The organism is Isoptericola sp. NPDC019482 (genome assembly GCF_040632295.1).
GTDB lineage: Bacteria > Actinomycetota > Actinomycetes > Actinomycetales > Cellulomonadaceae > Isoptericola.
On record NZ_JBEYBQ010000018.1, the window covers coordinates 1 to 13635 of the forward strand.

A 13635-nucleotide genomic window follows, 5' to 3' on the forward strand; every position below is an offset into this window, starting at 1 on the left:
CCCCGCCCCGCCGGCCCCCCTTGTTTGTCCCCAGCCCGCGCGGTTCAACCCAGGCCGCGGCGCACTCCGGAGGGGCGGCCCGCAGAACCTGCGGGCCGCCCTTCGAACTACCTCGGCGGATTCGTACTACCTCGGCAGGGATCAGAAGTCCCAGTTCTTACCCGAAGGAGCCATGAGGCGCGAGTTCCCGCGGATCTTCCCGCGACTTCGCAGTCACGTGCCATCTGCGTGCCACTCACAATTGATTAGCGCTCCGCCGTCGGACGGGCACGTTCCCCAATGTACTCGGCACCGTTCGGGCGTGGCACGACTCGTCAGCGCAGTTCATCGCCCGACAAGGGGCCCACCGATCTACTGCCGCACTTCTCCTGCTGGCTGTGGGGCACTGTGCGCCATCGACACCTGCTGCCGCCGCGCGGTCGGCTGGCACCTACCGACGAACGCACCGACTCGACGAGGACGAGCGCACCTCCAGGGGTGCAAGCGCAACTACTGGTGACCTTGGACAACGACGTCGATGGTGCGGCTCGATCGGTGGCCAGTCCTGACCCTCTGCCGTTGACCAGTCAGCCTCAGCCGGCGCAGTACCTCTGCCACTCGACCGCGGTCGCGCTCCTGTGCATGCGAATCGGCCTCCGTGCCCAGTGGCTGCGGCCCCGCGATGGTGTATCGATCGCGGTAGGCGGCGACGGCTGATAGAGCGGCAAGCCAGAGTTCGAATTCGCGGGCGCCCATCGGCACAGAGCCGACGGCTTGTACCCATGGCGCGCGGTCAGCGACGGCGGCCTCTGCGAGAGTCCGGGCGCGTGCTTCGATGAGGCATCGGCGCTCGGCGAGAGCCTGTGAGACGTCGTCATCCAGCGGGCCACGGGCTGCGGGCATGAGGCCTGCGATGAGGTCTGGCGTCGTGCGACGTGCCGGGCGTTCGGTGGCGCGGGTCAGGCGAGCGGTCAGTATGGCGGCGACGTCGTCGGCGTCGAGCATGCTGCGATCAGCAACGACGCATGGCAGCAGCGCGTCGACGTCGTGGCCGTACGCCTCGGCTCGGCGTAGCTCGGTGGCAAGCACTCCGAACGCTTCGGACTGGATCGCTTGTTCGGTCTCTGCCGCTGTGAGTCCACCTGCGTCGCGCAAGGCGTGTCGCACGAGTCGCGTCCACCGGTCGCGCTGAGCGGCGGTGGCGATGGTCTCGTACTCGGCGGCGAGCTGACCGATGTTGGACCACCGGTGCTGTTCGGTCTCAGTCACCTGGTGCGCCGAGAGCTCGGCGCCGGTGTGGTTCACTACCCCGAACAGGACGCTGCGCGCGGTGACTTCCGGGGCTGCCGGGGTGGCGTGCAGCGGGTCCGGCGTATCCAGGGCGACGTAGGCAGTGTTGGCGCGCCGCCCGCGGGTCATGGACACGTAGAGGTTCTCGCGGGTGCTCGACGGCGAGACGACGACGTGCGCGGTGTCGACGGTCAGTCCCTGCGCACGGTGAGCCGTGACCGCGTAGCCGAGGTCGACGTGGTCGGCCACGTAGCTCGATGGCAGCACCACGATCCCCTGCCGTCGACCGTCGGGACTGACCTCGAGGCCGCCATCGCGCCGGACGTGGGTGACGATCCAGCGGTCGCCGTTGCGCACCCAACCATGTGGTCTGGTGCGCAGCCGGCGGTCGTTAAGGCGCGTGATGATCACGTCGCCGGCCGATGCGCGGGCGTCGTCGCGCAGGGCGACGTCCCGCCCGGCAGACACGAGACCCTGGCCGATGCGTTCGGCACGGGCACGGGCATTGAGGCGTCGGACGTTCTCAGCCGACTCGGTGACCAGGATGCTCCCCCTGCCGCTCTCCGTGTCATACCTCCAAGCGGCGTAGGCAGCGTCGGTCATCTCGTCGGTGCTGCCCTCCCGGATCCGGCCGTGCTCCTCGTACTGGTCGATGACGGCCGTGTCGCCGTCACGCAAGCGCAGCGAGGCCGTCTTCTCCCAGTCGTGCGCGAACCGGCGCACCTCGGTCAGCCGCGGCACGTCGTCACCGTGGGCGCCGACCAGCATGGCGAACGCTCCGCCGGCGTCGACGGACTGCAGCTGCGCCGGGTCGCCGACGAGGACGACCTTCGCGCCAACCTGCGCGGCGCGGGTCGCGATGGTGTCCAGAGCACGCGTCGATGCGAGCGTGGCCTCGTCGACGATGACGAGTTGCCCTGGTGCGAAGTCCGCGCGGCCATGGCGATGGTCGTAGATCCACTTGGCGGTGTTGTCGCAGCGGATGCCAAGGTCCTCCGCCAGCACCTGCGATGCGGCGGCCGACGGCGCCATCCCGACCACCGCGCCAGTCCCGTGCTCTGCCACCCATGCGTTGCGGAGTGCCCGCATGCTGGTGGTCTTGCCAGTTCCTGCGGGGCCGACCAGGAGGTCGAGCCGCCGGCCCGAGTTCAGGATCCGGCTGACAGCCTCGACCTGCTCCGCGTCGAGTCGCGGCTCCCCCGGCCCGGTGCTCGCGCTCCGGTTCAGCCGGCTCGACACGGCTCTCGGTCCGCCGCGGTCCGCAGCGAGAGTGAGGAGCCGATCCTCCATCCCCAACTGCTCGTCGCTGGTGTAGATATCGGCGTGCCGCGGTCGCAGCATGCTGGAACCGTCCTCGCGCCGCAGTGTCGCCGGGCTGCTCGCCAGCTCTGCCGGCGTCAGCTGAATCGACCGTCGAGTGGCGGCGTCGGTGATCATCGCGACGACCTGCTCGCGATCCTCGCCGGTGGCGAACCGCAGGTGCATCGTCCGTCGCGAGGCCTCGGCCCACAGGTTCCAGTGCTGCCACGTCGACCGCTTCTGCGACACCGCTGCGACCACCTCGGCCGCAACTTGCTCGACGACGTCGAGCGGGACGGCGTCGGCGGTCAGCACATGGGCGGTCCGTCCGGTGGTGAGGTTGCGTGCCCAGTCTGTCGGGTCCTTGTGCATCAACTGCTCAGCGCGGCGTCGCCAGTCGACGGTCAGGTCCGCCAGCGAGTGGACGGTCTTCTCCGGCCGCGTGGCCAGGGTCGCCTGCGCGCGCAGCTTCACGATCGTGCGCGGCGAGGGCCGACGGCCACGCATCGTCGTGTAGTCGGCGATCAGTCGGTCGGTCGCGACGTCGATGTCGCGGCTGCGGGAGGAGAACTCCGTGAGCAGTTCCTCGGGGATGCCGGCGATCTCCCACTTCGGTGAGCGGTCGGGGCCGCGGTCGCGCCGCCCCCATCCGATGCCGAAGGTGTTGGTGAGCCGGTCGGCGAGGACGGCGTTGTAGTGCTCGGATAGCGCGACGACGGCGTGGTGCAGGGCGCGGGAGTCCAGGGTGCGCCATTGCCCGTCGTGGGCGGCCTTGACCTTGTTCGCGATCACCAGGTGGGTGTGCAGCTGCGGGTCGTTCGCTCTGGAGTCCCAGTGGTCGTACGCCGTCGCCGCCACCCCCACCACCGGGACCTGCGCCACTCCCCCGCGACCCGTGCGTGTTGCGGCGACCTCCCGCTCCAGAAAGTCCAGCACCTGCGTGACCGCGTCGTGCTGGGCCGCGACGATCAGCTCCTGCGTCGTCGCATCTGCCAGCCCCCACAGCACCGACACCGACTTCGGCACCGAGAAGGTCAGGTCGAACCCCGCCGTCGCCGTCTGGCTACCGCGCGCTGCTTCCTGGGCCTGGATCCGTCCCACCTCGGCATCGAACTCTGCCGCCGGCAGCGACCGATCCACTCTCCGAACCCGGCGAGCAGCACGCTCCGCCGTCGTCGGGTACTCCCGGAACGGGCGGCCCAGCGGCTCACCGGTGACCGGGTCCGCACCATGCCCGAGCAGCGCCTGCAGCTGCGTCGGTGTCACCGTCATACCTGGCCGAAGCGCGCTGTCGCCCAGGTGCTCGACCCCGCGGCCCATCCACACCCCGGGCGGCGTACCCGCCTCTGTGAAGTATCGGGTGAACGCCGAAGCCTGCGGCTCGTTCCCGTCACCGGTCACGACCGACCGCAGCAGGTAGGAATACCCCTGCCCGGCCGAGATCACCCGCAGCGAAACCGTCACACCTGACAGGTGTGGAACTCGACCCGCCTCGGGTGCCAGAGGTGTGAACACGATGCGTACGGGGAGAGGTATCCCGGATCACCGCTCCGCCAGCGGGGCAAAACGTTCGCCGTTGGTTTCGACGCCGCGGAGTTTTAGAGCAGGTTTTTGAGCGGCGTGTCGCCGGCGCGTCGGGCCCGAGGAAGGGCGGCGTCAGAATCGGTCGGTCTTGCACTGTCCCACAACCCTGGGGGTTGGCGACGGTGGGACGCTGGGATGGGGCTCGAGGTCGGAGGCGACCGTGATCGATATCCCGGGGTTGCCGGAGCCGGACGCAGGTCCGGTGTTCGACCTCGCGCTGCTCGTGCACGTGGCCGCGGGGCTGACGGGGGTGCTCGCGGGGTTGGTCGCGATGCTCGCCCGCAAGGGCGGTCGCTGGCACATCACGGCGGGGCGCGTCTTCCTGGGTGGGGTCGTCGCTCTCTTCGGGTCGATGGTCGTGATGGTGGTGATCCGCTGGCCCGCAACGGTGCACCTGGCCGTCCTCGGCGGGATCGCGTTGGCCGCCGTGTTGCTCGGGTGGCACAACCGGCGCCGCGGCGAGAGCGACGGCGTGCATATCGCTTGGATGGGCCTGGCGTATGTCGCGATGCTGACCGCGTTCTACGTCGACAACGGGCCACACCTGCCGGTGTGGGAGCGGCTACCCGGTTGGTCGTTCTGGATCCTGCCCGCAGCGATCGGTGCACCGATCACGGTCTGGGCGATACGGCGACATCGCCCTCCGCCCAGCACCGGCGCAGGGCTCTGAGCCGGCACCTTCGACCGGCGCCCGTTGAGTGCGGTCAACCTCGGATGCGCGCCTCGACGGCGAGGGCCAGCGCGTCGTCCTCGGGCACGCCGCGCAGTCCCGCGATCGTGGGGTAGACGCGGCACGCCACACCAGGGCTGGCCGAGGGGGCGGGGAACAGGTCTCGCCCGTCGAGGTGGAACGACGGCGACCCGAGGAAGCCGCGAGCCTGGGCCTGGTCGTCGTCGCGGACGACGACGGTCGCGATCGGTGCGTCGATGCCGGCCCGGTCCAGCGCCTTGCGCAGCGCGTCCCGTGCGGGCACCTCGTTGGGGCATGCGTCGACTACCAGAAGCTCAACCTTCACGGGGCCATCCTCTCTCGTTCTACGTGCCCGACCGTCAGATGCGGGCGAGGCTTCCTGAGCATATACCCCACAGGGGTATAGTCGTCGGGCCGCCCCGGCCGACCGGACGGGCAGCCGGCACATGACGACGACGCGGCCCGAGGGCCGCGAACGGGAGGACGGCGTGGCCAAGAACCAGACGACAACGTCCCAGCGGGGGGCCTTGGTGGCCCTGCTGGTGATCGCGACCGCACAACTGATGCTGGTGCTCGACGACTCGATCGTGAACATCGCACTGCCGAGCATCCAGACCGAGCTCGGCGTCGAGGCCGTCGACCTGCCGTGGGTCGTCAACGCCTACATCCTCGCGTTCGGCGCACTGCTGCTGCTCGGCGGCCGGGTCGGGGACCTGTGGGGCCGGCGCCGCACCCTGCAGGCCGGCATAGCGCTGTTCGTCCTCGCGTCCCTGGCCGGCGGCTTCGGACAGACGACGGCGATGCTCGTCATCGCGCGTGCGGTGCAGGGCATCGGCGCCGCGATGGCCGCCCCGAACGCCCTCGCCCTGATCGCCACGACCTTCTCCGACCGCGCCACGCGCGACAAGGCACTCTCGCTCTACGGCGCGATGTCCGGGCTCGGCATCATCCTGGGCCTGCTGCTCGGCGGCGTCCTCACCGACACGCTCGGCTGGCGCTGGGTGTTCTTCATCAACGTCCCGATCGGGCTCCTGGTGCTGCTCGGCAGCCGCACCCTCGTGGCCGCCGACCGCCACCGCGGCCGCCTCGGCGTCCTCGGCGCCGTCCTCGGCACCGCCGGCATGATCGCCCTCGTCTACGCGATCACACGGTTCGGTGAGGACGGCCTCGGCGACCCCGTCGCCATCGCCCTCGTGGCCGCCGCCGCCGTGCTCCTGACGGCGTTCGTCCTCACCCAGGCCCGCAGCAGGAACCCACTGCTGCCGCTCAGCCTGTTCCACGACCGCAACCGCACCGGCGCGTACGTGACCATGCTGCTGCTCGCGATCGGTCCGATGGGCACCTTCTACGTCCTCACGCTGCACCTGCAGCAGGTCCAGCACTACAGCCCGCTGCAGACCGGGCTGGCCTGGCTCCCCTTCGCGCTCGGCATCGTCGTCGGCGCCGGGATCGCGCCGAAGCTGCTGCTGCGCATCGCGCCGCGGTACGTCGCCGCGACCGGTGCCCTGCTCGGCGCCGCGGCCGCGCTCTGGTTCTCGACGATCACCGTCGACTCCGGCTACTGGCTGCACCTCGCCCCGGCGATGTTCGTCCTCGCACTCGGCTTCGGCCTCGGCGTCCTGACCCTGACCCAGGCCGCGGTCTACCGCGTCGACCCTGACAAGGCCGGCATCGCCTCCGCCCTGCTCAACTCCGCCCAGCAGATCGGCGTCGCGATCGGTCTCGCGCTCCTCGCCGGCATCGCAGCGACCGTCACCGCACGCCCAGCCAACGCCGCGCTGGCTACCGACCAGGCACTCGTGGCCGGATACAGCACCGCCCTCACGGTCGCCTCCGGTGTGCTCCTCGCCGCCGCCGTCCTCGCCCTCGCCCTTCTCCGAGGTCAGCAGGCAACCGCAGCGGAGCAACAGTAGGGGCGCCTCTCCCGGGAGGCTTCAAGACCGTCAGAACCCGATTCCGAGGCACCACAGACTCGGTCAGTTTCACTTGAAGCCTCGAACAGCTCCGCGCCTGGTCGTTCCGGCTACGTCGACACCGGGTCTCGGCCCCCACCGCGCAATACCGTCGACGCATCACCCCAGGGCCACGATCGCGGTCTACGGCTCTGATACCAAAGTCCCGGGCAACGTCGGAGTGTCGGATGGGCTGTTCGAGATTCGCTAGCCTGGACCTCGTCATGCACGCGCTTCGCACCCTCCAGTCGCTGCTCGCCGATCCTCGGCGGCGCTTGGGTGCTGCGCTCATGATCGTCATGCTCGTCCTCGGCGTGGTGACGATGCACGCGATGAGCGGCTCGTCGACCGCCCACGGCGCGCCGGTAGCGACGAAGCACGTCGACGCCGGTGCGAACGCCGACCCGGCGGACCCCGGGCACGGGCAAGAGGTGAGCGCGATCGATCACTCAGGCGACGCGTCACAGCCGTGCGACCACAGCTGTGGCGGACACGAGTTGATGACCGCGATGTGTCTGATGGTGCTCGTCGTGCTGCTGACGCTGACGGTTCCGGTGCGCAGGCTGTTTTTCGTGGTCGGTTGGACGCGTGCTGGCCCTCGCACCGCATCGCCTTCGCGCGTGGTCTTCTCCAGCGCCCCGTCGCTGCATGCCCTGGGCATTTCTCGGACGTAGGTCCCCTGAGCCGATGTGTCGAGCCTCGACACGTCGGAACTCGCCGATGTCGGACCACCCATGGTCCGGCAGTGGATCTACCCAAGAAAGGCCCTACCTTGATGAAGCGCACCCTTGCGCCTGCTCTCGTGGTCGCCGCCGTGGCCGTGCTCGGCGCGTGCTCGAACACGCAGCAGCCCGCGCACGACATGTCCACCATGTCGAGCCCGACAGCGGAGCAGTCGCCCGCCGAGTCGGCGCCGTTCAACGATGCGGACGTCGAGTTCGCGCAGATGATGATCCCGCACCACCAGCAGGCGGTAGAGATGTCGGACCTGATCGCCGACAAGTCGGGGATCGACCCGCGAATCTTGGACCTCGCCGCCCAGATCAAGGACGCCCAGGCCCCGGAGATCGAGCAGCTCACCGAGTGGCTCGAGCAGTGGGGCGCACCGGTCCCCGAGTCCGGCTCGATGGACTCCATGGGTTCGATGGACCACGGGTCCACGAACGGGATGATGAGCGCCGACGACATGGAAGCCCTTGAGAACGCCAGCGGCTCCGAGGCTGGCCGGCTCTTCCTGTCGCAGATGATCTCCCACCACCAGGGCGCCGTCGCGATGGCACAGACCGAGGTGGACGCGGGCGAGAACTCGGACGCGGTCGCCATGGCAGAGCGCATCGTCGAGACCCAGCAGGCAGAGATCTCCACGATGGACGAGCTCCTGTCCGAGAAGTAACCAGAAGGAGGTGGTGCGCCGGCCGTCATCGACGCCGGCGCACCATCTCGGTTCGCTCCTCCCATCCTCGAGCGCGCTAGGACGTGTGATGATCTCCCCTGCCCGCATACCCGCCCGCATCCCAGCGACCGTCGTGTTGCTGCTCACCCTGACCGCTTGCTCCACGCCGCCGGGCGACTCGTCCCCGGCCCAGTCGGGCGGTGCGGCGACGGCTTCCGGCACCTCGTTGAGCCGGGCCGACTTCTCCCACCTACATGCCCTCGTCTTCGACGAGCAGGACCGTTCCCTGTACGCGGCCACCCACACAGGGGTCTGGGCATTGCCGGACCCGACCACTCCGCCCGCGAGGGACGAGGCCGCCCCGCAACGCATCGGCTCCGGCATGCAGGACACGATGGGCATGACGCTCGCCCCTGACGGCGACCTCCTGGCATCCGGCCATCCCGGCCCCGGCGAGGCACCCGACCTCGCCACGCCGAACCTCGGGCTCATCCGCAGCACCGACGGCGCCCAGACCTGGGAGTCGGTGTCCCTGGGTGGCGAGGTCGACTTCCATGCCCTCACCGCAACCAGTGACTCAGGGGCGGAACGCATCGCCGGCCTGGATTCGGCCAGCTCCACCATGTTCCTGAGCAACGACGCCGGCCAGACCTGGGATCGCGGCGCGACGATCCCGGCCCACGACCTGGCGTTCCTCGCCGACGATCCGGACCAGATTCTCGCGACGACACCCGATGGTGTGCAGATCAGCCAGGACGGGGCCCGGTCCTTCTCCAAGCTCGCGGATGCTCCGCTACTGGTCTTCGTGGACACCCAAGCGAGCGGGGACATCGTCGGGATCGACACCAACGGCCTCGTTTGGACGGCTACACCGTCCGCCACCGGCTGGCGGTCGCACGGCACCGCCGCAGGCGGAGCGATCGAGGCCATGACGACCGCCCCAAGCCCCGATGCCACAACGAATCTGGTAGTCGCCACCGAGAAGCGCATCATGTCCAGCCCGGATCTTGGTGCCACATGGGTGTCGCTGGTGGAGATCTCATGAGGCCGCGGACGAGCGCGCCGACGCCGGCCCCCGACGCTTGCCTCCGGCACTGTTATCAATCCGTGACATTGGGGGCGACGCGGGGTATGTTCTCCCCACCTCGCAGCCCTGCGAGGCGCCCGAGCGGACGCCGAGCCCTGTCACCGCTTTGGGCAACACGCACACGTCATGACAGGGACGGGGGACCCACTCACGGGCGCTGCGGCGTCCTCGGGGTGAAGCCGGACGGGATCTTCCCGCCGGCCGGGTCAGTCTCCGACCCGAACCCGACAGCTAACCTCGCAGGCGTCAGGAGATGACCATGGCTTCACCGATTCCTCGCGGGCGCCATCGCGCCGCTCGCGCCCCGATCACCCCACTGACCACGCTGACGCGGGCTGCCGGAACGAGCGTGAGCACCGTCGCACGCCGCGGGGCGCTGGCCCTGGCCGGCTCGGGAGTGCTCGTCTCGACACTCGGCGCTCCCGCTGGAGCCGAGACTGCCACCGACCACGGCAAGGCGCTGAGCGCGGCCGGGCTCGATGCCATCACTGCCCAGGCCCGCCAGGCACTGACGGCGGCGCCTGCCGTCGCGGTGCCTGCTGACGCCGTCCTGACCGTGGAGAAGACAGCGGTGGGCACGATCACGCCCGCACCCGAACCGGAACCCGAGCCCGCGCCGGAGCCGGAGGTTGCTCCGGGCCCGGAAGCCGACGCTGACGGCCAGCCCGCTGAGCGCGCCGCCGCGGCCCCCGGACCGGCCGAGGCAGGGCCCACGCAGGAAGCGGCCCCCGACATCCCGGACGCGGCCAACGGTTCAGCGATCGTGGAGATCGCGATGCAGTACCTCGGGGTCCCCTACCAGTGGGGCGGGTCGACCCCATCCGGCTTCGACTGCTCCGGGTTCACGTCGTACGTGTACGCCGAGGCGGGCATCTCCATCCCGCGGACCTCCTCGGGCCAGCGCGACGCTGGCACGGTCGTCTCGCGCGAGGAAGCACAGCCGGGTGACCTGATCTGGAGCCCCGGCCACATCGCCATCTACGCCGGCGGTGACATGCAGGTCGAGGCTCCGGTCCCCGGAAAGACGGTCCGGTACCGGTCGATCTGGCAGGACAACCCGACCTTCTTGCGGATGAGTTGACGATCGCTCGACCCTGCACGAGCTCGCGCCGCGCAGGGTCGAGCGCACGTGGGGCAGACCGACGTCTGCCCGCATGAGCCACGCGACCACTCTGCCGCAAAAAGGACTCAGATGAAGCACGCCCACACCCAGAACCCGTCTGCCGATTCCTCCGGCAGGCCATCCAGCCGCAGCGAACGCCACTCCAAGGGACGACACGCCAGCCTCCTGCCGTCCGCCACACGCGCAGCCCGCCGGCGAACCCTGCGCCCGGCCCGCCGCCTGCCCCTCGGCCCCGGCATCGGACTCGCGATCGCCGTGACGGCCACGACCTCGTTCACCGTGGCCACCGCCGACAACGACAGCAGCCGCCGGGCCTCCGCCATCGAACGCACGACGACACAAGAGACCACCTCCGACCCGGCGGCCCGCACTGAAGTCCCCGCCGCGCCGCCGATCGTGGTCGACCGGTCGGCGAAGATCTCGCGCGCCGAGGAACGCGTCGATCGCGTGAAGATCACTCCGGCACCCGCTCCGGAGCCGAAGGCGGAACCCGAGCCCGCACCGGAGCCGGAACCCGAACCGGCCCTCGCCGGTTGCAGCGGCGAGGCCACCGGGACCGGGTCGAACGGCCAGGTGCCCTCGAGCGAGCTGTGCGACCTCTGGGACGGACAGACGCACGTGCGCTCCGACGCAGCCGTAGCGCTGGCCGAGGTGAACGAGGCCTACACCGAGCGATTCGGCGAGCCGATGTGCATCACTGACGGCTACCGCTCCTACGATCAGCAGGTCGCCGTGAAAGCTGCGAAGGGCTATCTCGCGGCCACCCCCGGAACCTCGAATCACGGATGGGGACTCGCGGTCGATCTGTGCCCGGAGACCTATGCCGGTGAACGCTGGTCGTGGCTCGCCGAGAACGCGCCTTCCTTCGGGTGGGACAACCCCCCGTGGGCGCGCCCGGGCGGTTCGAAGTACGAGCCGTGGCACTGGGAGCTCACTGAGGAAGTCGCCCAGGTCGAGTCCTGAGGCATGCACCCGGGCGGGCGACCTGACCGGCCAGATGGCGGCTGGTCGCCCGCCCGCTCTCACGACGCGGGCACCTGCCGGGTGTCGACGCCCGGTGTGGACGGCTGAGTGCGCTGGGGCGCAGACCGATAGGCGGCAGCGACAGACGCCGAAGGAGTGAGGTCGAGACGTCGCAGCAGCTGGGCATTTGCCGCGACGACGATCGTCGAGAGCGACATCAGGATGGCGCCCACCTCCATGGGCAGGACGAAGCCCACGGGAGCCAGCACACCGGCTGCCAGAGGCACGGCCGCGATGTTGTACCCGGCGGCCCACCACAGGTTCTGCTTCATCTTGCGATACCCCGCGCGCGACAGCTCGATGACGGACAGCACCGACCGTGGATCGTCCGAGGCCAGGATCACTCCGGCCGAGGCGATGGCGACGTCGGTGCCTGCGCCGATGGCGATCCCGACATCCGCCTGAGCGAGAGCGGGGGCGTCGTTCACACCGTCTCCGACCATGGCCACGGTGCGGCCCTGCTGTTGAAGCTCGAGGACCTTCTCGCTCTTGTTCTCGGGGCGCACGCCGGCGAAGACCTGGTCGATGCCCAGCTCGGCGGCGACGCTGCGTGCCACGGGTTCAGCGTCGCCGGTGATCATGACGACGTGGACGCCGAGGGCATGCAGCGCGTCCACGGCCTCGCGAGACTCCTGACGCACCTCGTCCGCCAACGCCAGGGCACCCACGACCTGCCCGTCGATCAAGACGTGCAGCACCGTGGATCCCTGCTCGGACCACTCGCCGGCCTGGGCGAGGGAGACGGCTCCGTGCTCGGCAAGCAGGTTCGGCCCCCCGACGGCAACCGTCCGACCCCCGACTGTGGCGGACACACCGACAGCTGTCGAAGCGCTGAAGTCGGACGCCTGCGGCACCTCCAGACCGCGCCTCTCGGCGGCGTCCAGGATCGCCCGGGCCAGCGGATGCTGACTGTCGGACTCGGCCGCGGCCGCTCGGGCGACGAGCTCGTCCTCCGTGCCGTCGACAGTCACGATGCCGCGCAACACCGGTTCACCCTTGGTCAGCGTGCCGGTCTTGTCGAACAGCACGGCGTCGACCGTTCGCATGCGCTCCAGGGCGCCGCGGTCCTTGACCAGCACGCCGCCGCGCGCCGCGCGCTCGGTCGAGATCGACACGACCAGAGGGATCGCGAGCCCGAGGGCGTGCGGGCACGCGATCACCAGCACGGTGATCGCCCGAACCACCGCCAGATCCGGGCTACCGACCACGCTCCACACGACGACTGTGACGATCGCGGCGATCAGCGCGAACCAGAACAGCCAGCCCGCCGCCTTGTCCGCCAACAGCTGAGCGCGCGTTGTCGAGGACTGCGCCTCGGAGACCAGCCGCTGGATACCCGCGAGGGCGGTGTCCTCGCCGACCGCCGTGACGCGCACACGCACCGCGTTGTCCGTGGCGACCGTACCCGCGACGACCGGGTCCCCGACCTCACGCAACACCGGCCGTGATTCTCCAGTGATCATCGACTCGTCCACGCTGGCACTACCCTCGACGACGTCGCCGTCGGCGGGCACCCGACCGCCGGGCCTGACGATCACGACGTCGTCGAGCTCCAGCTGTGCCGGCGCGATCTTGACCACCTGGTCGCCGCTGACCTTCTCCGCCTCGTCCGGCAAGAGTGCTGCCAAGGAATCCAGCGCCGAGGACGTCTGTGCGAGGGATCGCATCTCCAGCCAGTGGCCCAGCAGCATGATCACCACCAGCAGCGCCAGCTCCCACCAGAAGTCCAGCTCGTGCGAGAGAACCCCCAGGGTCGCGCCCCACGAGGCCACGAACGCGACAGTGATCGCCATCCCGATCAAGAGCATCATTCCGGGCTTGCGCGCTCGAACCTCCGAGACCGCGCCGGTCAGGAACGGCCAACCACCCCACAGGTAGATCACCGTGCCCAGCAGGGGCGACACGACCGCCAGGCCCGCGACGTCCGGCAGGTCGTACCTCAGCAGGCCCGCGAACATATCGCTGAGCAGCACGGTCGGCACGGCCATCAGGAGCATGATCCAGAACAACCGCCGGAACATCGCCACATGGTCCGCGCCATGTCCCGCGTGGCCGGTGTGGCCGGTGTGGCCGGTGTGGCCGGTGTGGCCGGTGTGGCCGGTGTGGCCGGCGTGATCGCCTTCGTGGCGCTCGTTACCCAGATGGACAGCGTGCCCCTGATGATCGAGCTCTCCGTCATCGTGACCAGAAGGACCGCGACCCTCACGAGGCGCA

Annotated in this window: 10 protein-coding genes and 1 riboswitch; of the genes, 7 read left to right on the forward strand and 3 right to left on the reverse strand. The window is 69.9% G+C overall.

Annotation, left to right across the window (positions count from 1 at the left end):
• Positions 1–489 precede the first annotated feature (489 nt).
• A complete protein-coding gene (gene mobF / locus ABZ493_RS13025; RefSeq protein WP_430582588.1) occupies positions 490–4032 on the reverse strand; it encodes a MobF family relaxase in 3543 nt (1180 codons plus the stop codon).
• Between the two features lie 280 nt (positions 4033–4312).
• Here mobF and ABZ493_RS13030 point away from each other — a divergent pair, with 280 nt between their 5' ends.
• On the forward strand, positions 4313–4822 hold the full coding sequence (locus tag ABZ493_RS13030) for a hypothetical protein (RefSeq protein ID WP_344244723.1): 510 nt from the start codon (positions 4313–4315) through the stop codon (positions 4820–4822).
• Positions 4823–4856: 34 nt separating this feature from the next.
• Here ABZ493_RS13030 and ABZ493_RS13035 read toward each other — a convergent pair whose 3' ends face one another.
• Positions 4857–5168: a hypothetical protein gene (locus ABZ493_RS13035; RefSeq protein WP_344244725.1), complete on the reverse strand. Its 312-nt coding sequence runs from the start codon at positions 5166–5168 to the stop codon at positions 4857–4859.
• Positions 5169–5289: 121 nt separating this feature from the next.
• Here ABZ493_RS13035 and ABZ493_RS13040 point away from each other — a divergent pair, with 121 nt between their 5' ends.
• The 6 genes from ABZ493_RS13040 to ABZ493_RS13065 all read left to right on the forward strand — a co-directional run bounded on the left by ABZ493_RS13040 (position 5290) and on the right by ABZ493_RS13065 (position 11361).
• Positions 5290–6756: an MFS transporter gene (locus tag ABZ493_RS13040; protein ID WP_344244727.1), complete on the forward strand. Its 1467-nt coding sequence runs from the start codon at positions 5290–5292 to the stop codon at positions 6754–6756.
• 263 nt (positions 6757–7019) lie between these two features.
• A complete protein-coding gene (locus ABZ493_RS13045; RefSeq protein WP_344244729.1) occupies positions 7020–7469 on the forward strand; it encodes a DUF6153 family protein in 450 nt (149 codons plus the stop codon).
• Between the two features lie 101 nt (positions 7470–7570).
• Positions 7571–8188, forward strand: a complete 618-nt coding sequence (locus tag ABZ493_RS13050) for a DUF305 domain-containing protein (RefSeq protein WP_344244731.1) — start codon at positions 7571–7573, stop codon at positions 8186–8188.
• Positions 8189–8276: 88 nt separating this feature from the next.
• Positions 8277–9233, forward strand: coding sequence for a F510_1955 family glycosylhydrolase (locus ABZ493_RS13055; RefSeq protein WP_344244733.1), 957 nt, complete (start codon positions 8277–8279; stop codon positions 9231–9233).
• Between the two features lie 148 nt (positions 9234–9381).
• Positions 9382–9535: riboswitch (cyclic di-AMP (ydaO/yuaA leader) on the forward strand.
• Positions 9535–10356, forward strand: a complete 822-nt coding sequence (locus ABZ493_RS13060) for a C40 family peptidase (protein WP_430582589.1) — start codon at positions 9535–9537, stop codon at positions 10354–10356. Its footprint overlaps the riboswitch before it by 1 nt.
• Before the next feature lie 111 nt (positions 10357–10467).
• Positions 10468–11361 (forward strand): M15 family metallopeptidase, encoded by an 894-nt coding sequence (locus ABZ493_RS13065; protein ID WP_344244737.1) that lies wholly within the window; start codon positions 10468–10470, stop codon positions 11359–11361.
• 59 nt (positions 11362–11420) lie between these two features.
• Here the strand turns inward: ABZ493_RS13065 and ABZ493_RS13070 are convergent, their stop codons facing one another.
• Positions 11421–13562 (reverse strand): heavy metal translocating P-type ATPase, encoded by a 2142-nt coding sequence (locus ABZ493_RS13070; RefSeq protein WP_430582644.1) that lies wholly within the window; start codon positions 13560–13562, stop codon positions 11421–11423.
• Between the last annotated feature and the right edge of the window lie 73 nt (positions 13563–13635).